This window comes from Variovorax sp. BGA-UO-ETr-C22 (genome assembly GCF_059567965.1).
The window spans coordinates 988,290-1,011,223 of record NZ_JCAQPA010000010.1; the positions used below are offsets into that span (position 1 = coordinate 988,290).

At 68.7% G+C, this 22,934-nt stretch carries 22 protein-coding genes; 12 read left to right on the top strand and 10 right to left on the bottom strand.

Annotation, left to right across the window (positions count from 1 at the left end; genetic code table 11):
* Positions 1-5 precede the first annotated feature (5 nt).
* From AC57B8_RS18105 to AC57B8_RS18115, 3 genes are all read left to right on the top strand, one after another.
* Positions 6-1,415, top strand: a complete 1,410-nt coding sequence (locus tag AC57B8_RS18105; RefSeq protein WP_496480324.1) for an amidase family protein — start codon at positions 6-8, stop codon at positions 1,413-1,415.
* Positions 1,416-1,464: 49 nt separating this feature from the next.
* Entirely contained in the window at positions 1,465-2,469 is a 1,005-nt protein-coding gene (locus AC57B8_RS18110) for a tripartite tricarboxylate transporter substrate-binding protein (RefSeq protein ID WP_159275413.1), read from the top strand.
* Between the two features lie 139 nt (positions 2,470-2,608).
* On the top strand, positions 2,609-3,082 hold the full coding sequence (locus AC57B8_RS18115; RefSeq protein ID WP_062479555.1) for a DoxX family protein: 474 nt from the start codon (positions 2,609-2,611) through the stop codon (positions 3,080-3,082).
* 1 nt (position 3,083) lies between these two features.
* On the opposite strand, the gene AC57B8_RS18120 is transcribed toward AC57B8_RS18115, so the two are convergent.
* A complete protein-coding gene (locus tag AC57B8_RS18120) occupies positions 3,084-3,809 on the bottom strand; it encodes a Crp/Fnr family transcriptional regulator (RefSeq protein WP_496480542.1) in 726 nt (241 codons plus the stop codon).
* 43 nt (positions 3,810-3,852) lie between these two features.
* Between AC57B8_RS18120 and AC57B8_RS18125 the strand changes: the two genes are divergently transcribed.
* Positions 3,853-5,511: an adenylate/guanylate cyclase domain-containing protein gene (locus AC57B8_RS18125; protein ID WP_496480325.1), complete on the top strand. Its 1,659-nt coding sequence runs from the start codon at positions 3,853-3,855 to the stop codon at positions 5,509-5,511.
* Between the two features lie 117 nt (positions 5,512-5,628).
* On the top strand, positions 5,629-5,988 hold the full coding sequence (locus tag AC57B8_RS18130; RefSeq protein ID WP_062479876.1) for a hypothetical protein: 360 nt from the start codon (positions 5,629-5,631) through the stop codon (positions 5,986-5,988).
* Here AC57B8_RS18130 and rtcA read toward each other — a convergent pair whose 3' ends face one another.
* From rtcA to AC57B8_RS18155, 5 genes are all read right to left on the bottom strand, one after another.
* A complete protein-coding gene (gene rtcA / locus AC57B8_RS18135; protein WP_496480326.1) occupies positions 5,989-7,092 on the bottom strand; it encodes an RNA 3'-terminal phosphate cyclase in 1,104 nt (367 codons plus the stop codon).
* 22 nt (positions 7,093-7,114) lie between these two features.
* Positions 7,115-7,468 carry a zinc-ribbon domain-containing protein gene (locus AC57B8_RS18140; RefSeq protein WP_159272966.1) on the bottom strand — a complete coding sequence of 118 codons (354 nt, stop codon included), beginning with the start codon at positions 7,466-7,468 and terminating at the stop codon, positions 7,115-7,117.
* 14 nt (positions 7,469-7,482) lie between these two features.
* Positions 7,483-8,847: a hypothetical protein gene (locus AC57B8_RS18145; RefSeq protein ID WP_496480327.1), complete on the bottom strand. Its 1,365-nt coding sequence runs from the start codon at positions 8,845-8,847 to the stop codon at positions 7,483-7,485.
* Positions 8,848-8,918: 71 nt separating this feature from the next.
* Positions 8,919-10,139 carry an RtcB family protein gene (locus AC57B8_RS18150; protein WP_496480328.1) on the bottom strand — a complete coding sequence of 407 codons (1,221 nt, stop codon included), beginning with the start codon at positions 10,137-10,139 and terminating at the stop codon, positions 8,919-8,921.
* Between the two features lie 298 nt (positions 10,140-10,437).
* On the bottom strand, positions 10,438-11,589 hold the full coding sequence (locus tag AC57B8_RS18155; protein WP_095950994.1) for a slipin family protein: 1,152 nt from the start codon (positions 11,587-11,589) through the stop codon (positions 10,438-10,440).
* 685 nt (positions 11,590-12,274) lie between these two features.
* Between AC57B8_RS18155 and rtcR the strand changes: the two genes are divergently transcribed.
* From rtcR to lhpI, 5 genes are read left to right on the top strand one after another with little or no spacing between them, the layout of a single operon-like run.
* Positions 12,275-13,894 carry an RNA repair transcriptional activator RtcR gene (rtcR, locus tag AC57B8_RS18160; RefSeq protein WP_496480329.1) on the top strand — a complete coding sequence of 540 codons (1,620 nt, stop codon included), beginning with the start codon at positions 12,275-12,277 and terminating at the stop codon, positions 13,892-13,894.
* Between the two features lie 23 nt (positions 13,895-13,917).
* Positions 13,918-14,457, top strand: coding sequence for a 2'-5' RNA ligase family protein (locus AC57B8_RS18165; protein ID WP_496480330.1), 540 nt, complete (start codon positions 13,918-13,920; stop codon positions 14,455-14,457).
* Positions 14,454-15,026, top strand: a complete 573-nt coding sequence (locus AC57B8_RS18170) for a 3'-5' exonuclease family protein (RefSeq protein WP_496480331.1) — start codon at positions 14,454-14,456, stop codon at positions 15,024-15,026. The genes AC57B8_RS18165 and AC57B8_RS18170 overlap by 4 nt, the downstream gene beginning before the upstream one ends.
* On the top strand, positions 15,023-15,892 hold the full coding sequence (locus AC57B8_RS18175; protein ID WP_496480332.1) for an alpha/beta hydrolase: 870 nt from the start codon (positions 15,023-15,025) through the stop codon (positions 15,890-15,892). Before AC57B8_RS18170 ends, AC57B8_RS18175 begins: the two co-directional genes overlap by 4 nt.
* Positions 15,889-16,839, top strand: coding sequence for a bifunctional Delta(1)-pyrroline-2-carboxylate/Delta(1)-piperideine-2-carboxylate reductase (gene lhpI, locus AC57B8_RS18180; RefSeq protein WP_496480333.1), 951 nt, complete (start codon positions 15,889-15,891; stop codon positions 16,837-16,839). Before AC57B8_RS18175 ends, lhpI begins: the two co-directional genes overlap by 4 nt.
* Before the next feature lie 24 nt (positions 16,840-16,863).
* On the opposite strand, the gene AC57B8_RS18185 is transcribed toward lhpI, so the two are convergent.
* Positions 16,864-19,077 carry a TonB-dependent receptor domain-containing protein gene (locus AC57B8_RS18185; protein ID WP_496480334.1) on the bottom strand — a complete coding sequence of 738 codons (2,214 nt, stop codon included), beginning with the start codon at positions 19,075-19,077 and terminating at the stop codon, positions 16,864-16,866.
* A gap of 304 nt (positions 19,078-19,381) precedes the next feature.
* Here AC57B8_RS18185 and AC57B8_RS18190 point away from each other — a divergent pair, with 304 nt between their 5' ends.
* Complete coding sequence (locus tag AC57B8_RS18190; protein ID WP_496480335.1) at positions 19,382-19,651, top strand: hypothetical protein; 270 nt, start codon at positions 19,382-19,384, stop codon at positions 19,649-19,651.
* A gap of 5 nt (positions 19,652-19,656) precedes the next feature.
* On the top strand, positions 19,657-20,127 hold the full coding sequence (locus tag AC57B8_RS18195) for a hypothetical protein (protein ID WP_496480336.1): 471 nt from the start codon (positions 19,657-19,659) through the stop codon (positions 20,125-20,127).
* A gap of 56 nt (positions 20,128-20,183) precedes the next feature.
* Here AC57B8_RS18195 and AC57B8_RS18200 read toward each other — a convergent pair whose 3' ends face one another.
* The 3 genes from AC57B8_RS18200 to cnbZ are packed head-to-tail and all read right to left on the bottom strand — an operon-like array spanning position 20,184 to position 22,881.
* Positions 20,184-21,029, bottom strand: coding sequence for a fumarylacetoacetate hydrolase family protein (locus AC57B8_RS18200; RefSeq protein ID WP_496480337.1), 846 nt, complete (start codon positions 21,027-21,029; stop codon positions 20,184-20,186).
* Positions 21,030-21,058: 29 nt separating this feature from the next.
* Entirely contained in the window at positions 21,059-22,090 is a 1,032-nt protein-coding gene (locus AC57B8_RS18205; RefSeq protein ID WP_159272954.1) for a TRAP transporter substrate-binding protein, read from the bottom strand.
* 38 nt (positions 22,091-22,128) lie between these two features.
* Complete coding sequence (gene cnbZ / locus AC57B8_RS18210) at positions 22,129-22,881, bottom strand: 2-amino-5-chloromuconate deaminase CnbZ (RefSeq protein WP_062479841.1); 753 nt, start codon at positions 22,879-22,881, stop codon at positions 22,129-22,131.
* Positions 22,882-22,934 lie beyond the last annotated feature (53 nt).

Genomic DNA, 22,934 nt, shown 5'->3' on the forward strand with positions numbered 1-22,934 from the left:
CTCCCATGACTGCATCCCCCGCCCTCTGGCAGCGCAGCGCCACCGACCTCGCCGACGCCGTGCGCCGCCGCGAGCTGTCCTGCCGCGAAGTGACGACCAGCGTGCTCGCGCGCATCGCCGAACTCAACCCGCGCCTCAATGCCCTGGCCGAAGTGCTGGCCGACGAAGCCCTGGCCAGCGCCGACGCCGCCGACGCGCGCACCCTGCGCGGCGAGCCGCTGGGCCCGCTGCACGGCGTGCCGGTGAGCATCAAGGTCAACGTCGACCAGGCCGGCCACGCCACCACCAACGGCGTGATCCCGCTGAAGGACCACATCGCCCGCGAAGACGCGCCGGTGGTGGCGCACTGGCGCAGCGCGGGCGCCGTCATCGTGGGGCGCAGCAACACCGCGACCTACTCGTCGCGCTGGTTCACCGACAACGGCGTGCACGGCCGCACACTGAACCCGTGGGACGCAGCCATCACCCCCGGCGGCTCCAGCGGCGGCGCGGCTTCCGCGGTGGCCAGCGGCATGGGCGCGCTGGCGCATGGCAACGACATCGGCGGCTCGATCCGCTACCCCGCGTACGCCTGCGGCGTGGCCGGCCTGCGCCCCACCGCCGGCCGCGTGCCGGCCTTCAACCCGAGCGCGACGAGCGAGCGCGGCATCACGCCGCAGCTCATGTCGGTGCAGGGGCCGCTGGCGCGCAGCATCGCCGACCTGCGACTGGGCTACGAGGCCATGGCACGCCCCGACGCGCGCGACCCGAACTGGGTGCCGATGCCGCACGAGCTGCCGCGCCCCGCCGGCCCGATCCGCGTGGCGCTGTTCAAGCGCGCGCCGGGCATCCCGGTCGACCCGGCCGTCACGCAGGCGCTGGACGACGCCGCGCGCTGGCTGCAGCAGGCGGGCTACGCGGTCGACGAAGCCGAGCTGCCCTGCTTCGGCGAGGCTGCGGCCCTGTGGCGCACGCTGATCGTGGACGACACCCGCCGCAACATCATCGCGGGCGTCGAGCAGCACGGCGACGACCTCATGCGGCGCAGCCAGCGCTACCTGCTCGAAGGCATGGCCGAGACCGACCGCGACGGCTTTCTGGATGCGCTCGCGCGGCGCCAGGCGCTGCTGCGCAGCTGGTCGGTGTTCATGCAGACCCATCCGCTGGTGCTGATGCCCGTGTCGTGGCAGCGCCCCTGCCCGCAGGACGAAGACGTCGCCAGCCTGGAGCGCGCGCGCGCCCTCATCGACGCCCAGAGCCCGTTGCTCGCGACCGCCGCGCTGGGCATGCCGGGCCTCGCGGTGCCCACCGGCATGGCCGGCGGCGCGCCCATGGGCGTGCAACTGCTGGCCTGGCGCTTCCGCGAAGACCTGCTGCTGGAGGCCGGCCAGGCGATCGAAGACGCGGCGCGCTTCACGCCGCTGGTCGCGCAGTGACCTTTCTCTTCCTGTTCTTCCAACGATTCCAACCACCCGGAGACTTTCGATGACCCCCTTCACCTTCCCCACCGGCCCCGCGCTCTCGCGGCGCGGCCTCATCCGCGCGGCAGCGGCCACGGGCCTGGGCGGCCTGCTGCCGTACGGCGCGAACGCGCAGCCGGCGGTCAACCGCCTGATCGTGCCCTTCCCGGCCGGCGGCCCGGCCGACTTCATGGGCCGGCTGCTGTCCGAAAAGCTCAAGGACGAACTCGGCCGCCCGGTCATGGTCGACAACCGCCCCGGCGCCGGCACGCGGCTGGCGGCCGAGGTGCTGAAGAACAGCCCCGCCGACGGCACCACCATGCTGCTGGCGCCGGTCGACCCGATGTTCATCGGCCCCGCGATCTACGCCAACATGCGCTTCAACCCGGCCACCGACTTCAAGCCCGTGACCGACGTGAGCGGCATCCAGTTCGGCCTGGCCGTGAGCGCCGCCTCGCCGGTGAAGACGCTGGCCCAGTTCGTCCAGGCCGCCAAGGCCAACCCCGACCAGGGCTCGATCGGCATCACCACCGTGGGCTCGCTGCTGCACTTCCTGGCCATGGACTTCGTGGCCCTGTCGCGCAGCGGCGCCACCCTGGTGCCCTACCGCGGCGGCGCAGCCATGGTCACCGAGCTGATCGGCGGCCAGGTGGCCTCGGGCATGGACGCCACCACCACCCTCACCGAGTACCACCGCGCGGGCAAGCTGCGCGTGCTGGCCGTGGCCGGCGACAAGCGCGCCGACGGCCTGCCCGACGTGCCGACCTTTGCCGAGTCGGGCTACCCGACGCTCGTGGCCTCGTCGCGCTATGTGCTGTACGCCCACGCCAACACCGCGCCCGCCACGCTGGCCCAGTGGAACCGGGCCGTGCGCAAGGTGCTGGCCCTGCCCGACGTGCGCGAAAAGCTGGGCCGCGTGGGCTACGACCTGCTGCCCGGCGCCTCGACCGAAGAGGTGGTGCGCTACACCGACGCGCTGGCCGCGCGCTGGCTGCCGGTGATCAAGGCCTCGGGCTACAAGGGCGACTGAGGCCCGCCGGCAGCGACCCAACCACCGAAAAGTGTGCGTAAACGCACCGACCGGCGGCGGCGGGGCTCTCACACTGGCATGGCAACCGCCGCAGTCCGCGACGGCCTTCTTCCTTTTTTCTTCCACTCAAGGATTCGCCATGAACACCCAGGCTGCCCCGATCGCCTCCGCCGCTTCGGCGTCTTCCTCCTCGTCGTTCCTTGCCACGCCCGCTGCCCGCGACGACGCCGGCAAGCTGGTGCTGCGCGTGTCAGTCGGCGTGCTGATGCTGCTGCACGGCATCTTCAAGCTCTCGGCCGGCGTCGGCTTCATCAGCGGCATGCTGGCCAAGGCCGGCCTGCCCGGCGGGCTGGCCTACCTCGTGTTCGTGGGCGAGATCGTCGCGCCGCTGCTGATGATCGCGGGCCTGTGGACGCGCGCCGCCGCCGCCGTGGTGGTGATCAACATGCTCTTCGCCTTCGGCCTCGTGCACATGGCCGACCTGTTCGCGCTGACCAAGCAGGGCGGCTGGGCGCTGGAGCTGCAGGGCCTGTACCTGTTCGGCGCGCTGAGCGTGGCATTGATGGGCGCCGGCCGCTACAGCGTGGCGGGCCCCAACGGACGCTGGAACTGATCTAGTCGCCGCGCACCTGCGAGACCATCAGCGCCAGGCGCTCGGCATCGGCCACCACCAGCGCCTTGCCGTCCTTGCGCAGCACGCCGCCGCGCACCAGCGTGTTGAGTTCGCGGGTCACCTGCTCGCGGTTGGTGCTGATCTGGCTGGCCAGCGCCGCGTGCTTGGGCGCGGGCTCCAGCCGGGCCTCGTTGCCGTCGATGCCCGCCTCGCGCGCCAGGCGCAGCAGCTCGGCATGCAGGCGGTTCTGCACGCCCAGCGTGCTCAGGTCGATCACCCGCTCCGACAGCTGCCGCACCAGCGCGGCCAGCCGCTGCATCACGCGCTCGGCCACCAGCGGCTCCTCGCGCAGCAGCGCCAGGAAGGCCGCGCGGTCCAGGCTGGCGACCACGCAGGGTTCGAGCGTGACCACGTCGGCCGAACGCGGCCCGCCGTCCAATGCGGCGATGTCGCCGAAATGCGCGCCGGCGTCCGAATCGCGGAACGTCACCTGCCGGCCGTTGGCCGCGTAGGTCGTCACGCGCACGCGGCCCGACACCAGCAGGAACACCTCGCCCTGCAGGTCGGCGCGCAGCATCAGCGGCTTGCCGGCCGCCACGCTGTGCCACAGGCACTGGCGCGCCAGGTGGTCGAAGCGGTCGTCGGACAGGCCTTCGAGCAGCGCGATGCGGCGCAGCGCGAGGCTGGAGCGGGGGGTGGGTTCGGGTAGGGCCATGCCGGTGGTCATCGAGGCGCGCGCATTATGCTCGGGTGCCGCTTCGAACCCGTTCATGGACAGACGTTCCCCACCTCCCGCTTTTTCACTGAGGACGCCGACACGGCGCAACCTCCGCTGGGCGAGCGGGCTGGTGCTGATGGCCTACATCACGGCGCACCTGCTGAACCATTCGCTGGGCATCGTCTCCTTCGCCGCGGCCGAGACCGTGCTGCGCGGCGTGCAGAAGTTCTGGCACAGCCTGCCCGGCACGCTGCTGCTGTACGGCGCCGCCGTCACCCATCTCGCGCTGGCCGTGGCCGCCCTGTGGGAACGCCGCACCCTTCGCATGCCGCCGCTCGAAGCCCTGCGCGTGCTGCTGGGCTTTGCGCTGCCGCTGTTGCTGGCCACCCACCTCACCGCCATGCGCGGCGCCTGGCTGGCCTACGGCATCGAGGGTTCGTACGTGCGCGTGGTCTGGGGCCTGTGGGACCTGGCCGGCGCGGGCGCGCAGCTGGGCATGATGCTCGCCGCCTGGGCCCACGGCTGCCTCGGCCTGCACTTCGCGCTGCGCGTGCGCCCGCTCTACCGGCGCCTGTTCGCGCCGCTGCTCGCGGTGGCCGTGCTGCTGCCGGTGACCGCCGCGATCGGCTTCGTGTCGATGGGGCGCGAGTTCCAGTGGACCGGCGTGCCGCCCGTCGTGCTGCCAACGTCCGAGCAGGGCCGCGCGCTCAACACCGCCGAGACCAACCTCAAGCTCTACTACGCGCTGGCCTTGCTGGCCCTGCTCGCGGCCTACGCGGCGCGCAGCAGACTCGCGCGACGCGCAAGCGGTGCCACCGTCGCGCTGCGCTACCCCGACCGCACCGTGCACGTGCCGCCCGGCTGGAGCGTGCTCGAAGCCAGCCGCTCGCATGGCATCGCGCACGTGTCGATCTGCGGCGGACGCGCGCGCTGCTCCACCTGCCGTGTGCGCGTGAGCGGCGCGCCCGAACACATCGGCACGCCGGGCCGCGACGAGCAGCGCACGCTCGAACGCGTGCGCGCCCCGCACGACGTGCGGCTGGCCTGCCAGCTGCGCCCGCGCGGCAGCATCGAGGTGACGCCGCTGTTCGCGCCGCTGCCGCGCGAAGGCCGGCCCGCGCCGGTCGGCCGCTTCGGGCACGAGCGCGACGTGGCGATTTTGTTCGTCGACCTGCGGCGTTGGTCGGGCCTGTCGGAGCGGCAGTGGCCCTTCGACCTGGCCTACGTGCTCGACCGCTACTTCGCCATCGTGGGCGCCGCCGTGCGCGAGAGCGGCGGCGTGCCCAACCAGTTCATCGGCGACAGCGTGATGGCCATCTTCGGCCTCGAGAGCGACCTGCCCACCGCCTGCCGGCAGGCCCTGCGCGCCACCCAACTCATCGGCGAGCGCATGGACGCATGGAACGTCGACTTCCAGGCCCAGTTCGGCCAGCAGCTTGACTTCGGCATGGGCCTGCACGCCGGTCGCGCGGCCGTCGGCGAAGTCGGCTACCTCGAGACCACCACCTTCACCGCCATCGGCGAAGTGGTCAACACCGCGAGCCGCCTGCAGGACCATTCGAAGACTGCCTCGGCGCGGCTCGTGGTCTCGCAGTTCGCGGCGCAACAGGCCGGCGCCGAAGCAACGCTGGGCCCGGTCGACACGCTGAACGTGCGCGGGCGCTCCGAACCGTTGGCCGTGATGTATTCACGCGCCGGGAAAGCGCCCTGAGCATCACCTGCCGGATTCGGTGCGCAAACGCACAGCGCCTTCCGTGATGCGGTTTCACACTGCAGCTTGTGGCAACGACGACTGTCCGCCGCCCACAGACTCAAGGGAAATCTCATCATGAACAGCAAGCAACTCCTCGCCATTTCCGCCGCCGCCTTCGCCCTGCTGGGCACCGTGGGCGCGGCCCACGCCGAAACCTACGAAGGTGTGCACGCCATCACCTCGGCCGCCAGCCGTGCCGACGTGCGCACCCAGGCCGTCGCCGCCGCGCGCAACGGCAACGAATACTCCGACGCCGCCGCCGAAGGCACCGTCGCCGTGACCTCCACGCTCGACCGCCAGGCCGTGCGCGACCAGGCCGTGGCCGCTGCCCACAACCCGCTGCAAAGCCTGGACCGCCGCGCCTTCTACCGCGACGAAGTGCCCGCCGCCTACAAGAAGCCGGCCGTGAGCTTCACGCGCCAGGCCGGCCTGTAATCACGACGCCACCACCTGCACCCGCGCCGCGCGCGGGCCTGCAGCCTCGGTGATCGTGAAGCGCACCGGCAGGAAGTGCTCGATCACTGCGCAGTTCGTGCGCGTGTGCGGCGTCACTTCGCTGCAGGTGAACGCGCCCGACTGCCCCGGTTGCCGGAACACCGCCAGCGCCAGCAGCAGCGCCAGCTGGTCGGCCAGGTGCGGCCCCACGGCCGCGTCCTCGTGCTTCTGGAACGCGCGCACCTCCTTCACGAGGCCGTGCGCCACCTGCTCCGCGCTCAGCGTCTTCTCGCCGAAGGCCGTGAACACCTCGGTGAGATGCGCGTAGGCCAGCGTCACCAGCAGCGCATTGCCCGGACCTTCGTTCTGGCGCGTCGGCACCGTGCGCAGCTGCTCGGCTTCCACCGACCAGCCCATCGCCACCCCCACCGTTTCGAGTTCGCGCGCCGCCACATGGCGTGGCAGGCCGGGCGCCAGGCACTCGGCATGGCCCGCCAGCAGATGGCCGCGCGACAGCAGGTCGAAGGCCTGCAGCCGCGCGCCGTCTGCCGCCGGCACGATCGTCGCGTCCACCTCGCCGCCACCGGCCGGATAGAAGCCGCAGCGGCGCAGCACGAGCTGCAGGTCGCCGCCGAGGCGACGCACCAGCGGCGCGAAGGCACGCTCCAGGAAGTGGAACGGCGGCGCCATCGGGTTGTGCGTGCCACCGCTCAGCCGCAGCCGGCTGACCTGGCCCGCGGGTTGCAGCAGCAGCGGCGGCAGCACCGTCTGCAGCACCAGCATGCAGCTGCCCGCGCCGGCGATCGCAAAACGGTAGTCGCCCGCGCGCACCGGCCCCGGCACGAAGCGCAGCGACTGCGAGCCCAGCTCGGCGCCGTCGACCTGCGCGCCGCTGATCTGCGCCGCCGCGTGCACGCACGCCAGGTGCTGGCGCATCAGGCCCGGCTTGGCCCGGCCCGCGCGGATCTTCGCGATGGCCAGCGGACGGCCGGTGATCATCGACAGCGCAAGGCCGGTGCGCAGGATCTGGCCGCCGCCCTCGCCTTGGGAGCCGTCGAGTTCGACGGCGTCGAGTGCTCGTTGTTCTTCTTGAGCTTCCGTCATCGGGAAAGTCTTTCTTTCTTGTTCAGTCGTTTGTCGTTGTTCTTGTTCGCGCGGTTCCGAGCCGGCAGGCGCGACAACGCACCGCCGTGCTGTGGATGCTGCCGAGCGCCACCTCGTACCACCACTTCTGCTGCTTGGCCGTCCACACCTCTTGCGCCCCGCAATCGCGGCAGGTGAACGCCTTGTCGACGTAGAAGGTGGGCAGCGGGCCGTAGGTGTTGTTGTGCGCGGCCAGCAAGGCCGTGTCGGCCGCGACCATGCCTTCGGCACGCAGCAGGCGTGCATCGGCCTGGCGCTGCTGCAATGCCACGGCGCGCGCGGCGCGTTCGAGGCGGTGCGCCTTGATTTCGGCGCGGCGTTGCTTGTTGCTTTTCATGATCGCAATGTTCTTCAAATAATCCGAAAGGCACGCAGGTGGAGCTCCATCTCACCCGGGAAGCCATAGGGCAGAAGAGCGCGTGGACTTTCCTCGGACAGCAGTTCTTTTCTTCGGTTCCAGAGAGCAGCCACGGCCGCCTTCTGCGTTTCCTTTGGAGGCACGTAGCAATTGGCCATCGCCTTGCACCAGGACTCGACTTCAATGGTCACGGCATGGCAGAGGTCGCCGGAAAGGTTTCCTCTCTCCATGAGTGCCATGACAAACAGCAAGCGATCCCAGGGCGATCCGGACCTGAGCATTGCCATGACTTCCGGTGCAACCTCCTGACGTTCCAGACCCATGCGCATCAGCGCATCCGGGCGAGGCAACGATGCGCCGCGCCGGATGTGCTCGACCGCGAGGCGACGTACCTTCGGTGAAGCGTCCGCCAGGATCTCCATCAACTCCTTGTCGACCTCTTCGTCTTTCGCGGCACAGAGCACGAGCCATCGGGCAAGGCGCCGCAGCGGCACGACCTTCGACGCCTGCAACCCACGGGCATACCCCGTCGCGCGCGAGTCCTGAAGCAAGTGCAGCACGTGAAGGGCGGCCGTCTTTCGCGCGTCGACTTGGGGGAGTTCCAAGATCTCCGCCGCCCGACTGGCGAACTCCTCCCTGCTCACAGCCGACGAATTCACAACCAGCGAACGCACGACCGCGCTCGTGTCGAAGCACATGGACCGGGCAAACCGCTGCACATCGAAGTCTTTCTCGCCCAGAAGCACCCGGGTGGCCGCTGCCCGCACACGCGGCAGGCATGCACGGGAAGCGCTCTCGAAGAACTTGCGCCTGTCCGCCGACGACTGCAGCCGGTCTGCCGCGTTGAGGCATAGCTGCGCCGTCGGTGGGTCGCGTGAGAGCGCACCTTGTGTCAGCAGCGCCAGAAGCACTGGACCCGCGCTCGCCCGCTGGAGACGCAGCGTGAAGATCCAACGCCGCATGGCATCGTCGAGCACCGGTGCCTGACGCTCCAGCTCGTCGGTGTTGCGCGCAAGAAAATCCTCGATGGCAGCCCGCAGCGCGCGCAGGTCGGTCCTGCGGATGCGATAAGCAAAGGCCAGTTCCGGCAAGGCATGCGCCCAATGGCCGATGAACTCGTCGCGCATGAAGGAGGCGAGGCCTTTCTTTGCAGCCTCGCCCACCCCCGGCACCCAGTCGTCGACACACACAAGCAGGATGGCGATGGCCCGCGGGTCCTGACGCCGCACCAGTTCGGCCACGACGGCTTCGCGCTGATAGCCGTCATAGGAACGTGCAAGCTCTTTCAATTCGCTGAATGCGAGCGCACTCGCATCCAGCGTCGGCACCGCCTCGGTTCTACTTTTCCACCATGTCATCGCAATGTCCTTTTCTCGGCGCCTGGAACTTGCGCCGCCTCCCTTTGCCAGGGCGATGATCGCGCCTGGCGTTACCCCTTCACACACACCACCTGCTTGAGCGTGTAAACCACCTCCACCAGGTCCTTCTGCGCCTCCATCACCGCGTCGATGTCCTTGTAGGCCATCGGGATCTCGTCGATCACGTCGGCGTCCTTGCGGCATTCGACGCCTTCGGTCGCGGCGATCTGGTCGGCGACGGTGAAGAGCTTCTTGGCCTTCGTCCGGCTCATCTTCCGGCCCGCGCCGTGGCTGCAGCTCATGAAGCTCTCGGGGTTGCCCTTGCCGCGCACGATGTAGCTCTTGGCGCCCATGCTGCCGGGGATGATCCCCAGCTCGCCGAGCTTCGCGCTCACCGCGCCCTTGCGGGTCACGAGCACGTCTTGCCCGAAGTGCGTCTCGCGGCTCACGTAGTTGTGGTGGCAGTTCACCGCTTCCACGTGCGCTTCGAACGGCTTGGCGATGACCTTGCGCGCGGCCGCGACCACGCGCTGCATCATCACTTCGCGGTTCGCCCGTGCGAACTTCTGGGCCCAGCCCACGGCACGCACGTAGTCGCCGAAGTACCGGGCACCTTCCTCGAAGTACGCCAGGTCTTGATCAGGCAGGTTGCGCTGGTGCAGCTGCGCGTCCTTCTTCGCGAGTTCGATGAAGTGCGTGCCGATGGCATTGCCCACGCCGCGCGAACCCGAGTGCAGCATGAACCACACAGCGCCCGCTTCGTCCAGGCACACCTCGATGAAGTGGTTGCCGGTACCCAGCGTTCCCAGGTGCTTGTGGTTGTTCGTGTTCCTGATGCGCGGGTGGTCCTCGCAGATCAGCTCGAACTCGTCCACAAGCTTGGCCCAGGCGGCGTCGGTTTCATCGGGCGGCGTTTCCCACGAACCCTTGTCGCGGCCCATGCGCTTGGGGTTGCTTCCGTGCGGCACGGCCTTCTCGATCGCCGAACGCAGCGGGCCCAGGTTGTCGGGCAGGTCGCGTGCGTTGAGCGTGGTCTTGCAGGCCATCATTCCGCAGCCGATGTCCACGCCGACGGCGGCGGGGATGATGGCCTTGAAGGTCGGGATCACCGACCCCACGGTCGCACCGATGCCGTAGTGCACGTCGGGCATGGCCGCGATGTGCTTGAACACGATGGGCAGGCGCGCGGCGTTCTCGAGCTGCTTTTGCGCCTCGTCTTCCACGGGCACGCCGTTCGTCCACATCTTCACGGGAACGCCGTTGGCGACTTCATGCAGTTTGTAGTTCGTCATTTTTCTTTCCTCTCTATCTCTGTCTATTCTTCACACTCGTTGGTGGACACGGCGGGATTCGAACCCGCATCAATACGGCGACCGTGGTGTTTGAATCCAGCGGCCCAGTCGACGATTGGAAACGCGCGCCAGTGACAGACCCGTCATCGGAGCCAGCACCTGCATCCTCAACCTTGCTCGTCGACCGACTTGCCCGCCGTACCTGGTCTTACCCAGGCTGCCGGCAATTTCAAACATTTTTGGCAGTGGCGCTCCCTTCTGTGCCTGCGTGCCCGTGTCTCTCTCATTTCTCTACCGCTCAGGACCCGTTCGGCCGCAGCGTCACGAGTCCGTTGAGCACCTGGTCCAGGCCGCCGACCACCGAGATCTTGTCGATGCGCTCGGCCACGCGTTCCAGCGTCTCGAGTTCCTTCATGCGCAAGGCGACGGGGTTGCCCTCCATCACCTTCGCGGTGTTCAGCAGCGAGCGCGTGGCCGCGGTTTCCTCGCGGCGGCGGATCACGTTGGCCTGGGCCGACTTCTCGGCCTCCACCACCTGCGCGAGGATGGTCTTCATCTCGCCCGGCAGGATGATGTCCTTCACGCCCACGCTCTCCAGCACCAGGCCCGAACCTTCGAGCCGCTCGCGCACCTGCGCCAGCACCGTCTGGTCGATGGCCGACTTGTTCTCCAGCAGGGCGTCGAGCGTCTGCTCGCCCACCGCCGCGCGCAGGCCGAACTGCAGCTCGCGGTACACATGTTCGGCCGGCTTGGGCATCTGCGCCAGGGCCTGGCGCACATCGGCGAAACGCCACACCGCCGACAGGTTCAGCCGCAGCCCCACCTTGTCGCGGGTCAGGATTTCCTGGCCGCTCACTTCGGCGATCTGCGAGCGCAGGTCCACGCTGGTCACGGCCACCTGCCGGTTGAAGCGCCAGAAGCCGTGGTTGCCCGGCGGCAGCAGCGCCTGCATCTGGCCTTCGAGGGTCAGCACGCCGGCGTGGAACTCGGGCACCTGCACCAGCAGCACGCCTTCGAGCCCCTGCACCGCACGCGGACGCAGCGCCACGCTCTGCAGCTTGGCCAGCAGCTCGGCCGGCAGGCGTGCATCGGCGGCCACGTCGATCACGTCGACGCGCTGCTCGCGCAGGCCGCGCCAGTAGAGCTTGCGGGTGGCGGGCGGCAGCACCTGCACCAGCACGCCGTCTTCATGGCGCAGGCCGACCTCGGTCTCGCCCAGCGACACCTGCACGAACTCGCGCTGCACCAGCTGCGGCTCGCGCGCCAGGAAGTAGTCGGCCAGTTCGTGGTCGAAGGCCGGCTCGGCCAGCGAGAAGCGCTCGAGCTGCACGGTGTCGAAGCCCGTGAACACGCGGTACTTGCCGGCGGCATACAGGCCCTCGAAATCGCCGTTGCGCAGCAGCAGCACGCGTTCGTTCTTCTTGACGGTGAATTGGGTGAATCCCAGCATTTTTTCTTCCTCTCTCTTCTTCTTCGTTGCGGTTGTCGTTCGTTGTTTGTCTGTGTTTCGTGTCGGGGCCCACGAAGGGCAGGCGGCGGGCACCGTGGCTTGCGAGGTCAGCAGTACAGCGGTCGACGGGTCGGTGCGGTGGCTGCGCCATCGCCTCCTTCTGCGTCGATGGCTGCATGCGGTTCCTTGCAGAACGCGCGATGCGCAAGCCGCCTGCACTGGCACGGTGTCGCTCGGCCGGGCCCTGCCCTGCGCCTCGCTCCGGTGTGCCGGGGCGGTGGGGCTTTCGCCCCCATCAAAGCGGCGGTGCGAACACCGCCGAAGGTTGTTTGCGGGAATCGAACCCGCCACGCCGCGTGGTTAGCACGGTGCTCCACCATGAGCAGACTGGATCAAGTCCAGTGACCAAAGCAGTTCAACAGCGGCATACCGCGGACCCAAGAACAGGTCTGGCCTGCGGCACCGGGCCGCTTTCATGCGGCACCTGGGAGCGGATGAACTGCATCCGGACCCTTTCTCTATTGCAGCGAGCGTGCCAACTTGCGCGCACGGCGCCCCGGAACACGATGACGGCGATGCAAGTCATTGACCGGAAAGGGAAATTTCTTCTTCGCTCGGTGTGACACGGCGCCCATCCCTTGCTAGCATTCGGATAATTTCTAGAATTTCAGCTAGCCTTTTATCCATGAAGCCCATCGTCGTCATCGGTTTCCTCGGCACCCAGCTCGATGCCGGCCAGGGCGCGGGCCGCTGGAACAAGTGGCGCCCCACGGTCTCGCTCGCGCAGCACGACGACATGGTGGTGGCGCGCATCGAACTGCTGCACACACGCAAGCACACGGCGCTGGCCGAGCTGGTGAAGGCCGACATCGCCGCCGTGTCGCCCGAGACCACGGTCCACCTCGTGCCCTTCGACCTCGAAGACCCGTGGGACTTCGGCGAGGTCTACACGCGCCTGTACGACTGGGCGCGCGCCTACCCCTTCCAGCCCGAGCGCGAGCAGTACTGGACGCACATCACCACGGGCACGCACGTGGCGCAGATCTGCATGTTCCTGCTGTCGGAATCGCGCGTGGTACCGGGCGTGCTGGCCCAGACCTCGCCGCCGCGCAAGCAGCGCCAGGGCGACGCCGGCAAGGTCGCGCTCATCGACCTCGACCTGTCGCGCTACGACCCGATCGCGCGCCGCTTCGACGCCGACCAGCGCGACGCGGTCGCCTTCTTGAAGAGCGGCATCGCCACGCGCAACGCGCGCTTCAACGCACTCATCGACGAGATCGAGCGCGTGGCCGTGCGCTCACGCGCCCCCATCCTGCTGGTGGGGCCGACGGGCGCGGGCAAGTCGTTCCTGGCGCGCCGCATGTTCGAGCTGAAGCAGGCGCGCCACCAGGTGACGGGGCCCTTCGTCGAAGTGAACTGCGCCACGCTGCGCGGCGACGGCGCGGCCTCCACGCTGTTCGGGCACAAGAAGGGCTCGTTCACCGGCGCGGCGAGCGACCGCGCGGGGCTGCTGCGCACCGCGCACCAGGGCGCGCTGTTCCTCGACGAGATCGGCGAGCTCGGCCTGGACGAACAGGCGATGCTGCTCAAGGCCATCGAGGAAAAGCGCTTCTTCCCCGTGGGCGCCGACAAGGAAGTGGAGAGCGACTTCCAGCTCATCGCCGGCACCCACCGCGACCTGCGCCGCGACGTGGCGCAGGGGCGCTTTCGCGAAGACCTGTTCGCGCGCATCAACCTCTGGACCTACGACCTGCCCGGCCTCGCGCAGCGGCCTGAGGACATCGAGCCCAACCTCGACCACCTGCTGGCCCTGCACGCGGCCGAGAACCACCGCGTGGTGCGCTTCAACGCCGAGGCGCGCACGGCCTACCTGCGCTTTGCGCAAAGCAGCGAGGCGATCTGGCGCGGCAACTTCCGCGACCTCTCGGCGAGCGTGACGCGGCTCGCGACGCTGGCCGATGGCGGGCGCATTGCCGTCGCGCTGGTCGAGGCGGAGATCGCGCGGCTGCGCTGGCTGTGGAAGCACGAAGGCACGGGCGCTTCAGTGGCGGCGGACGATGAGGTCGACCTGGAAGCCCTGCTCGGCGAAGAGAAGTTCGCGGCGCTCGACCTGTTCGACCGCCTGCAGCTCGAAGCGGTGGTGCGCGTGTGCCGGCCGGCGCGCAGCTTGTCGGAGGCGGGGCGCCAGTTGTTCCAGGCCTCGCGGACGCAGCGCAGCGTGGTCAACGATGCGGACCGGCTGCGCAAGTACCTGGCCAAGATGGGGTTGGACTGGGCGCGCGTTTCAGCCGATGCGCGCCCCTGAGGGCGTGGGCTATCCTCCGCCCGATGCCCATCTCCGCATTCGCCGTGAAGGTTCCCGCGGCTGAAACCATCGCCGCAGACCTTCGCCGCCGCTTCGACCCCACCGTGGCGCTCGGCGTGCCCGCCCACATCACGCTGCTCGTTCCCTTCATGGACCCCGCGTTGATCACCGACGAGGTGCTCGCCCGCGCGCGGCGCGTGCTGCAACGCACGGCGCCGTTCTCGTTCGTGCTCGGCAAGGTCGGGCGCTTTCCCGAGACGGCCTACCTGGCCCCGGAGCCCGCTGCGCCGTTCATCGAGATGACGCGCGCGCTGGTGAAAGAGTTTCCCGACTTCCCGCCGTACGACGGTTTGCATGACGACATCATTCCGCATCTGTCGGTGGCGCACGGCAACGCGCTGCACGCGGAAGAAGCGGCCATCGAGCTGCAGGCGCGGCTGCTTGCGTCGGGGCCGGTGCAGGCGCGCTGCACGGAGGTCGTGCTCATCGAGAACGCGTCGGGGCGGTGGATGGACATGCATGTCTTCCCCCTCACCGACCCCGCGACGATCCTTCGCCCATGACCGAGATCTACATCAGCACCGACGTCGAAACCGACGGCCCCATCCCCGGCCCGCACTCGATGCTCAGCTTCGGCTCGGCCGCCTACACGGCCGACAAACAGCTCGTGTCCACCTTCAGTGCCAACCTGCACACGCTGCCCGGCGCCGAGGCCGATCCGAAGACGGCTGCCTGGTGGCAGACGCAGCCCGAGGCCTGGGCCGCGTGCCGCACCGACCTGCAGGACCCGACGCATGCCATGAAGAACTACGTCGCATGGCTCAAGGGATTGAAGGTGCGGCCGGTGTTCGTGGCGTACCCGGCGGGCTTCGACTTCCTGTTCGTCTACTGGTACCTGATGCGCTTCGCGGGCGAGAGCCCGTTCAGCCATTCGGCGCTCGACATGAAGAGCTTCGCGATGGCCCTGCTGAAGATCGGCTACCGCGACAGCACCAAGCGCGCGATGCCGCGCCGCTGGTTCGACGCCGGGCTGCCGCACACGCACGTGGCGCTGGACGACGCCATCGAGCAAGGCGCCCTCTTTTGCAACATGCTCGCCGAAAGCCGGCGGGCCGGCGGGCCGCAGGCATGACGACCAGCACCACCGCACCCGCTCGCCGCTGGTGGATGTCGCTCGCCGCCCTGCCCCTCTTCCTGCTCGGCGGCTGCGTGCAGTCGATGTTCTATTACCCCGACCGCGTGCGCTACGAAACGCCCGACGCGCTGGGCCTGCGCTACGAGAACGTGCGCTTCACCAGCGCCGACGGCACGCGCCTGAGCGGCTGGTTCATTCCCGCCGCGGGCCGAGCGGACCCGAAGGCGGCCAAGGGCACGGTGGTGCATTTCCACGGCAACGCGCAGAACATGAGCAGCCACTGGCGTTTCGTCGCGTGGCTGCCCGCGCAGGACTACAACGTCTTCGTGTTCGACTACCGCGGCTATGGCGAATCGGACGGCGCGCCCGAGCCCCGCGGCGTGTTCGAAGATTCGAATGCCGCGCTCGACCACGTGCGCGCCCGCGCGGACGTCGATGCGTCGCGGCTGTTCGTCTTCGGGCAGAGCCTGGGCGGCACGAACGCGATCGCGGCCGTGGGCTCGGGCAACCGGGCCGGCGTGAAGGCGGTGGCGATCGAGTCGACCTTCTATTCGTACCGCTCCATCGCCAACGACAAGCTGCCGGGCGCCGGCCTGCTGGTGCGCGACGACTACGGGGCCTCGAAGTTCGTCGCGGCCATCGCGCCGATTCCGCTGCTGCTGATCCACGGCACGGCCGATGCGGTGATTCCGCACCACCACTCGCAGCGCCTGCTGGCCGACGCGAAAGAACCCAAGCAGCTGATCGAGGTGCCGGGCGCCGGCCACCTCGAGCCGATGGCGGCGCCGCGCTTCGGCACGACGTACCAGCAAGCCCTCACCACCTTCTTCGACAACGCCCCGGCGCTGCCTGCCCGCCCATGAAACACTTCGACGAAGCCGCCACCGCCGCACCCCTGGGTTTCGATCGGCTGGTGCCCGCGCTGCGCGCCGCCTTCGCGGCCGAGGCGCAGGTGCCGCCGCGCCACGTGCACAGCATCGAGACCGGCGGCGACGCGGCCACGCGCGGCACGGTGCTGATCATGCCGGCGTGGAGCGACGCGGGCTTCCTGGGCATCAAGACGATCAACATCTTTCCGGGCAACGGCGCGCGCGGCCTGCCCGGGCTGCACGCGACCTACGTGCTGTACGACGCGCGCACCGGCGTGCCGCTGGCGATGATGGACGGCAACGAGATCACAGCGCGGCGCACGGCGGCCGCATCGGCGCTGGGCGCCTCGTTCCTGGCGCGCACCGATGCGCGCAAGCTGCTGGTGCTGGGCACCGGCCGCATCGCGCGCATGCTGCCCGCGGCGCACGTGAGCGTGCGACCCATCGACGAGGTGTGGGTGTGGAACCACCGGCCGGAAGGCGCCGAGGCGCTGGCCGAGCAATGGCGTGCCGAAGGCTGGAATGCACAAGCGGCCGGCACCGACCTCGAAGCAGCCGTGCGCAATGCCGACATCGTGAGCTGCGCCACGCTGGCGACCACGCCGCTGGTGCGCGGCGAATGGCTGGCGCCGGGCGTGCACCTGGACCTGATCGGCAGCTTCACGCCCGCGATGCGCGAAGCCGATGTGCAATGTTTCGATGGCACGCGCACCTTCATCGACACGCCCGAGGCCTTGCAGAAGGCCGGCGATCTGCTCGATGCGATCGCCGCCGGCACCTTGCGCGCCGACGCGGTGCAGGGCACGCTCGCCGAGCTGTGCCGTGGCGCGCGGCCCGGGCGCACGGGCGATGCCGAGCGCACGGTGTTCAAGGCCGTGGGCAGCGCGCTCGAAGACCTGAGCGCGGCCACGCTGGTGTGGCAGGCGCGCACGGCCCCCTGAGGCCCACGCCGCCCGCCGTCAGCGTCAGAACGTCACGTTCGCCGACAGCCAGATCGTGCGTCCCGCAGGCGTGGTGCCCGCCACCGACGCACCGCCCTGGAAGTACTCGTTGACCCAGGCCGAGGTGCCGGCCAGGTTCACCTGCTGGAACTTGCGGAAGTCCTTGTTGAACAGGTTGTTGATGTTGGCGTTCAGGCGCACGTTCTTCGACACCTGGTAGGAGCCGCCCAGGTGGAACAGGTGGTAGGCCTTGATGTCGCCCACCGCGCGGTAGATCGCCAGGTTGTTGCCCGTGAGGCGCGCCGGGTCGCCGGTGAAGCGCGGGCTCTTGCCGCGGTACTCGCCGCGCAGCCAGAAGCGCCACTTGGCGTCGGGGCTCCAGTCGAGCTGCGCATGCAGCAGGTGGCGCGCGGTGTCGGCCAGCTTGCCGTTCTTCACGCCGCCTTCGATCACTTCGCTGTCGGTCCAGGTGTAGCCCGCCTTCAGGCCCCAGGCCTTGGTGAGCTGCATGCGGCTGCTCAGTTCCATGCCCCAGGTCTTGGCCTGGTCGACGTTGACCGAATAGTTGGCGGTCGGGTCGACCACGCAGCTGGAGATGCGCGCCACGCTGCAGTCGCCGCCGCTGGCGATCTTGTCCTTCACCTTGTTGTGGAACAGGGTCGCCGAGGCGGTCAGGCCCTTCTGGTTGTTGAACAGCGCCGACAGCTCGGTGCTGGTGCTGGTCTCGGGCTTGAGGTTCGGGTTGCCGATGTTGAGCGTGGCGCCCTGGCCGCTCACGCCGCTGATGCCGTCGATCAGCTGGTTCAGGCGCGGCGCGCGAAAGCCCTTGCTGACGCCGCCCTTGAAGGTCCACTGCGGCGTGGCATCCCAGACCAGGTAACCGCGCGGGCTTACGTGGCCGCCGAAGGCGCTGTGGTGGTCGTAGCGCCCGCCCAGCGTGGCGGTGAGGCCGGGCGCAAGGCGCCATTCGTCTTCGGCGAACAGCGCCCACATGGTCTGGCTCTGCGAGCGCGGCAGCAGGCCGTCGACCAGCTTGGCGTCCCACCACTGGCCGCCGACGGTCAGCACGTGGGCATCGCCCACCGGCGCGACGAGCTTGCTGTCGAGCACGAGGTTGGTGGTCTTGAGTTCGCGCGCGCGGCCGCGGTCGGCTTCGCTCAGCCAGTACACGGTGCGGCGGGCCGCGGCATTGCGCGGGATGGCACCGCCGGGAATCGTGCGGCCGACGGTCTCGGTGGTGGTGTGCATCAGGCTGCTTTCCACCGTGCCGAAGCCCAGGCGCCCGGTGTGGCCGATGGCGACCTGGTCGCGGTTGAAGCGCAGCGCGTCCAGGTAGCCCGGCGGGTTGTTGCCGGTGCGGTTGGGCGCGGCGGCGTCGCGCGTGCCCAGGCGGCCGTCTTCGTTGTCGTACCAGCTGCGGCCCGATTCCACGTCGAGCCAGATGTCGTGCTGGCGGTTGGGCGTGAGCATCAGGCGCCCACCCACGCTGTGCTGGCGGCTCTCGGCGGGCGCCGGGTTGCGCGCCGTCGCGGGCTGCGCCTGGCCGGGGGCCAGCACCCAGTCGGCGGCTTCGCGGCGGTAGATGTTGCCGCGCAGGGTCAGGCCCAGCAGGTCGGTGGCCACGGGGCCGCTCAGGTAGACGCTGGAGCGCGTCTGCGAACCCCACTCGCTGTCCTGCGGAATGCCGGTTTCCATCGTGACCTGGCCGCCCCATTCGCGCGCCACCTTGCGCGTGATGATGTTGACCACGCCGCCCATGGCGTCGGAGCCATACAGCGTCGACATCGGGCCGCGGATGACCTCGATGCGCTCGATGGCCGCCAGCGGCGGCATGAAACTGGTGTGCGCGGCGCCGAAGCCGTTGGGCGTCACGTCGCCGGCCACGTTCTGGCGCCGGCCGTCGATGAGGATCAGCGTGTAGTCGCTGGGCATGCCGCGGATCGAGATGTCCAGGCCCCCGGTCTTGCCGGTGGCGCCGCCCACGTCGATGCCTTCGACGTTCTGCAGCGCCTCGGCCAGGTCGCGGAACTGGCGCGTTTCCAGCTCCTGGCGCGTGATCACCGAAATGGACGCGGGCGCGTCCTTGAGTTCCTGCTCGAAGCCGGTCGCGCTGACGACGACCTCGCGCAGTTGTTGTTCAGCGGGCGTCTGGGCGAACAGGGCGGGAGAAAAAAGAGATGCGGCGGCCAGCGCCAGCACCGACGGACGCGGCCGACGGCCGCAACGCGAAAACAACATGCAAAAACTCCACGGGAAACGGCAGGAAAAACAGGGCCGCTCTCGGGATGCGTTGTTGTTGCGTACCAACTGATCAGCATCAATTCTATTGAGAATGAAAACAAATATTATTTGCATCCAGAGCCATCGAAGGGACATTGCGAGAGGCCGATGGCGCTTCGTGTAGGCCCTGCTTCCGGCCACCCAGACAAACCCCATGTCAGCCGAAAGTTCATCTTGAATTCGGGGGCGGATACGTCATCTGGCGAATGGCAGCCCGCGAAGGGCGCTGTTACTCTGGAACAAGAAAAAAGAGAGGTCCGCCATGCTCACCATCCTTCAGAAAGCCGTGATCCTCGGGAAGGCCGGCGTCGAGGTCCCGGCCCGTCCGCTGGACGACCTGTCGACGCCGATGGCCACCGGCTCGCCGGTGAAGGCGGAAGGCGTGTCGCAGAAGGCGCACGAATGGGCGCGGGCCGTCGAGACCCTGTACGTCAGCTACGTTGCGGCGCGCGCCGCGAAGAGCCTGCGCGACGCCGAAGAGGCGCGCCAGTCGGCCATGCTGCGGCAACTGTCGGCCGCGGTGCAGGCCTGAGCACCATGGGACTGTTCGATTTCCTGAAGAAGAAAAAGCAGCCGGAAGTGGACATGCCGTCGACCCTCGAGGCCGGCATGGCCTCGCAGGCGGAAGACTTCATCGGCGCCTTCTCGCAACCCGGCGCGCCCATCGACAGCACAGCGCTCGACTACTCCGAAGCCTCGCTGGTCCTGGTCGACCAGGTGCTCGAAGACTTCTTCCAGCAGCAGGCGCCCTTGCCCGACGACCTGCACTTCCTGGCGTCGGCCTATGTGTTCGAAACCGCACGCCGCGAGTTCGGCGGACGCTACCTGCGTGGCGACGACGACAACCCCTTCGTCCTCGTGATCGGCCCCGACAGCGCACAGGTCGGCGTCTGCGCCATGGCCAAGGTGCGCGGGCGCGCCGTCAACGGGCCGGAAGACAGCCTGGCGTTCTTCTACGCCGGCATCGCGCCCGTGGTGCAGCGCGGCGTGAGCGCCACGCTGGTCTGACACAGCGGCAGCAGCGGGCGCCTCACGGCCCGCTGCCGCCCCCTGCCACCTCCCCTTCAGTCGAACTGCGTGGCGACCTGTCGCTGGGTGCCCAACCCTTCGATGCCCAGCGTGACGACATCGCCGCGCTTGAGGTAGACCGGCGGCTTGAACCCCATGCCCACGCCGGGCGGGGTTCCGGTGGAAATGATGTCCCCCGGGCGCAGGCTCATGAACTGCGAGAGGTACGCGATCAGGTAGCGCACGCCGTAGACCATGGTGGCCGTGGAGCCGCTCTGGCGCCGCACGCCATTGACCTCCAGCCACATGTCCAGCTGCTGCGGGTCGGGCACTTCATCGGGCGTCACGAGCCAGGGCCCGATCGGTCCGAAGGTGTCGGCCGACTTGCCCTTGGTCCACTGGCCCTGGCGTTCGGTTTGAAACGCGCGCTCCGACACGTCGTTGATCAGGCAGTAGCCCGCAACGTGGTCCATCGCGTCCGCTTCGCTGACGTACTTCGCGGTCTTGCCGATCACCACGCCCAGCTCCACCTCCCAATCGGTCTTGGTGGAGCCGCGCGGAATCTCGAGCACGTCGTTCGGTCCGCCGATCGCCGAGGTGGCCTTCAAAAAAACGATGGGCTCGGGCGGCACCGTGGCGCCCGTCTCGGCCGCGTGGTCCGAGTAGTTGAGCCCGATGCAGATGAACTTGCCCGAGCCGGCCACGCAGGCGCCGATCCGCGGGGAGCCCTCCACCAGCGGAAGGCTCTGCGGGTCCAGCGCGGCGAGGCGCGCCAGGCCGGCGGGCAACAGCACCTCGTGTGCGATGTCGTTCACGTGCATGGAGAGGTCGCGCAAGCGGCCTTCTGCGTCGAGCATCGCCGGCTTTTCCTGGCCGACGGCCCCGTAACGCAACAGCTTCATTCGTCATTCCTTGGTGGTTGATTGGCTGGCTATCTGGCGGCGCTGCCGCGTGCCTTGCCGAGCTCGGAGAACAATTCCTGGGTCAGTGCCGGATCGATCTGTTTGACATGCTTGTCCGTGACCGGCGCGAGCTTCTCGCGCAGGCGCTCGCGCTCGGCGGCGGGGAACTCGGTCAGCACCATGCCCTGGCCCTTCAGGAACTCGGCGGCCCTGGCGTTGACGTCGCGGTTGGCGGCGCGCTGGAAGGGCTGCGTCTCCCGGGCTGCATCGAGAAGAATCTTGCGTTCGTCGTCCGAGAGCTGCTCCCAACGCTTCTTGCTGAACAGCAGCACGACAGGGTTGAACACGTGCCGCGTGTTGGAGCCGTACTTCTGGATCTCGTAGTACTTCGAGGCTTCCACCAGCGAGTACGGATTTTCCTGGCCGTCGACGGCCTTCTGCTCCAGCGCGGTGTAGACCTCGGGCAGCGGCAGCGGCGACGGGTTGGCGCCCAGCGCGCGGAAGGCATCGATCATCACGGGGATCTGCATCACGCGCAGCTTCAGGCCCTGCAGGTCTTCCATCTTCGCCACCGGCCGCCGGCTGTTGGTGACGTTGCGAAAGCCGTGCTCGAAGTACGTGAGGCCGATCAGCCCCTTCTCGGGCAGCTTGTCCAGCAGCTTGCGGCCGACCGGACCATCGAGCACGAAGTCGGCTTCCTTCTCGTTGTTGAACAGGAACGGCAGGTCGAACAGCGAGAACTCACGGGCCATGCCCGAGAGCAGGCCCGGGATCGCCATCGTCATTTCCACCGTGCCGCCCTGCAGCGAGGCGATGACCGAGGCATCGCCGCCGAGCACGCCCGAAGGAAAGAGCTTCACCTTCATCTTGCCGCCGCTCTTTTTCTCGACGATCTCCGAGAAGCGCTGCGCCCCCATGCCCTGCGGATGCTCCTTCTGGTTCACGAAGGCGAACTTGAAGGTGCGCTCCTGGATGTTCTGCGCAGCGGCGAGGCCGGCCGCCAGGAACGCGCTCAGGACGAGGCAGGTGGCGGCCAGGCGATGCGGCAATTTCTTGGGCATGGGCATCTCGGTGAGAAGGTGTGGCGACCCGCGCGCGATCAGACCGCGACGCGTTCGAACTGGACGCTGCGGCAGTCCATCTCGTACTCGAGATCGACCACCGGCGGGCGGTTGTAGTGCCACGTCAGCCCGTGCCGCGCGGCACCGCGCTTGACGATCTCGTCGGCGATGAAGGGATGGATGTCGTGCACTGTGTACAGCTGCGAGCCCGTGGTGCTGGCCCAGGTGAAGCCCAGCGATGCCAGGCGGCGTTCCATTTCGTCGAGCACCCACTGCGCCTTCTTCAGGATGGCGGGCGGCGAGGTGTCGCCCAGGCGCACGGCATGGTCGCGGTAGTGCCCCTTGCCTTCCGGCGCTTCGGCGCTGCCCGCCACCACGAACGATGCCGCCGCCTCGGCGTCGGGCACGGTGTAGCTGAAGGCATGGAACGAGGGCTCCGACGGCGGCGACAGCGCGGGGCACACGTTGCTTCGCGCCACCGGATTCAGGTCGCCGATGAAGATCCCCCATTCCTTCAACGTGCCCACGTAGAGGTTGTTGAACTCGACGAAGCCCTGTTCGGTGAACGGTGCCGGGGACCGCAGTTCGCACGCGCAGAAGGCGGCCAGCGGACGCGAGGCCTCCTCCAGGATTTCCTTGATGCGACGAAAGCCCTGCTTCAGGGGCAGGGGCTCCAGGAAGCGCACGCGCTCGATGCGAAACCCAGGTTCGGCGGCCACGCCAGCCGAGTACTGCTGGACGCCCGGAATGAACCGATAGCCGCCTGGGAGGGAGAGTTGGAGTGCCGACACGTGATTTCCTTTGTGGAGAGAGCGAGAGAAAAAGAGAGAGAACGGGCAGAAGA

Coding starts and splice junctions, on each gene's coding strand:
- AC57B8_RS18110 (WP_159275413.1), top strand. CDS start 1,465: ATGACCCCCTTCACCTTCCCCACCGGCCCCGCGCTCTCGCGGCGCGGC.
- AC57B8_RS18200 (WP_496480337.1), bottom strand. CDS start 21,029: ATGAAGCTGTTGCGTTACGGGGCCGTCGGCCAGGAAAAGCCGGCGATG.
- AC57B8_RS18170 (WP_496480331.1), top strand. CDS start 14,454: ATGACCGAGATCTACATCAGCACCGACGTCGAAACCGACGGCCCCATC.
- AC57B8_RS18175 (WP_496480332.1), top strand. CDS start 15,023: ATGACGACCAGCACCACCGCACCCGCTCGCCGCTGGTGGATGTCGCTC.
- AC57B8_RS18105 (WP_496480324.1), top strand. CDS start 6: ATGACTGCATCCCCCGCCCTCTGGCAGCGCAGCGCCACCGACCTCGCC.
- AC57B8_RS18195 (WP_496480336.1), top strand. CDS start 19,657: ATGGGACTGTTCGATTTCCTGAAGAAGAAAAAGCAGCCGGAAGTGGAC.
- AC57B8_RS18120 (WP_496480542.1), bottom strand. CDS start 3,809: ATGACCACCGGCATGGCCCTACCCGAACCCACCCCCCGCTCCAGCCTC.
- AC57B8_RS18140 (WP_159272966.1), bottom strand. CDS start 7,468: ATGAAAAGCAACAAGCAACGCCGCGCCGAAATCAAGGCGCACCGCCTC.
- AC57B8_RS18155 (WP_095950994.1), bottom strand. CDS start 11,589: ATGCTGGGATTCACCCAATTCACCGTCAAGAAGAACGAACGCGTGCTG.
- AC57B8_RS18115 (WP_062479555.1), top strand. CDS start 2,609: ATGAACACCCAGGCTGCCCCGATCGCCTCCGCCGCTTCGGCGTCTTCC.
- rtcA (WP_496480326.1), bottom strand. CDS start 7,092: ATGACGGAAGCTCAAGAAGAACAACGAGCACTCGACGCCGTCGAACTC.
- rtcR (WP_496480329.1), top strand. CDS start 12,275: ATGAAGCCCATCGTCGTCATCGGTTTCCTCGGCACCCAGCTCGATGCC.
- lhpI (WP_496480333.1), top strand. CDS start 15,889: ATGAAACACTTCGACGAAGCCGCCACCGCCGCACCCCTGGGTTTCGAT.
- AC57B8_RS18185 (WP_496480334.1), bottom strand. CDS start 19,077: ATGTTGTTTTCGCGTTGCGGCCGTCGGCCGCGTCCGTCGGTGCTGGCG.
- AC57B8_RS18125 (WP_496480325.1), top strand. CDS start 3,853: ATGGACAGACGTTCCCCACCTCCCGCTTTTTCACTGAGGACGCCGACA.
- AC57B8_RS18190 (WP_496480335.1), top strand. CDS start 19,382: ATGCTCACCATCCTTCAGAAAGCCGTGATCCTCGGGAAGGCCGGCGTC.
- AC57B8_RS18150 (WP_496480328.1), bottom strand. CDS start 10,139: ATGACGAACTACAAACTGCATGAAGTCGCCAACGGCGTTCCCGTGAAG.
- AC57B8_RS18145 (WP_496480327.1), bottom strand. CDS start 8,847: ATGACATGGTGGAAAAGTAGAACCGAGGCGGTGCCGACGCTGGATGCG.
- AC57B8_RS18165 (WP_496480330.1), top strand. CDS start 13,918: ATGCCCATCTCCGCATTCGCCGTGAAGGTTCCCGCGGCTGAAACCATC.
- AC57B8_RS18130 (WP_062479876.1), top strand. CDS start 5,629: ATGAACAGCAAGCAACTCCTCGCCATTTCCGCCGCCGCCTTCGCCCTG.
- AC57B8_RS18205 (WP_159272954.1), bottom strand. CDS start 22,090: ATGCCCAAGAAATTGCCGCATCGCCTGGCCGCCACCTGCCTCGTCCTG.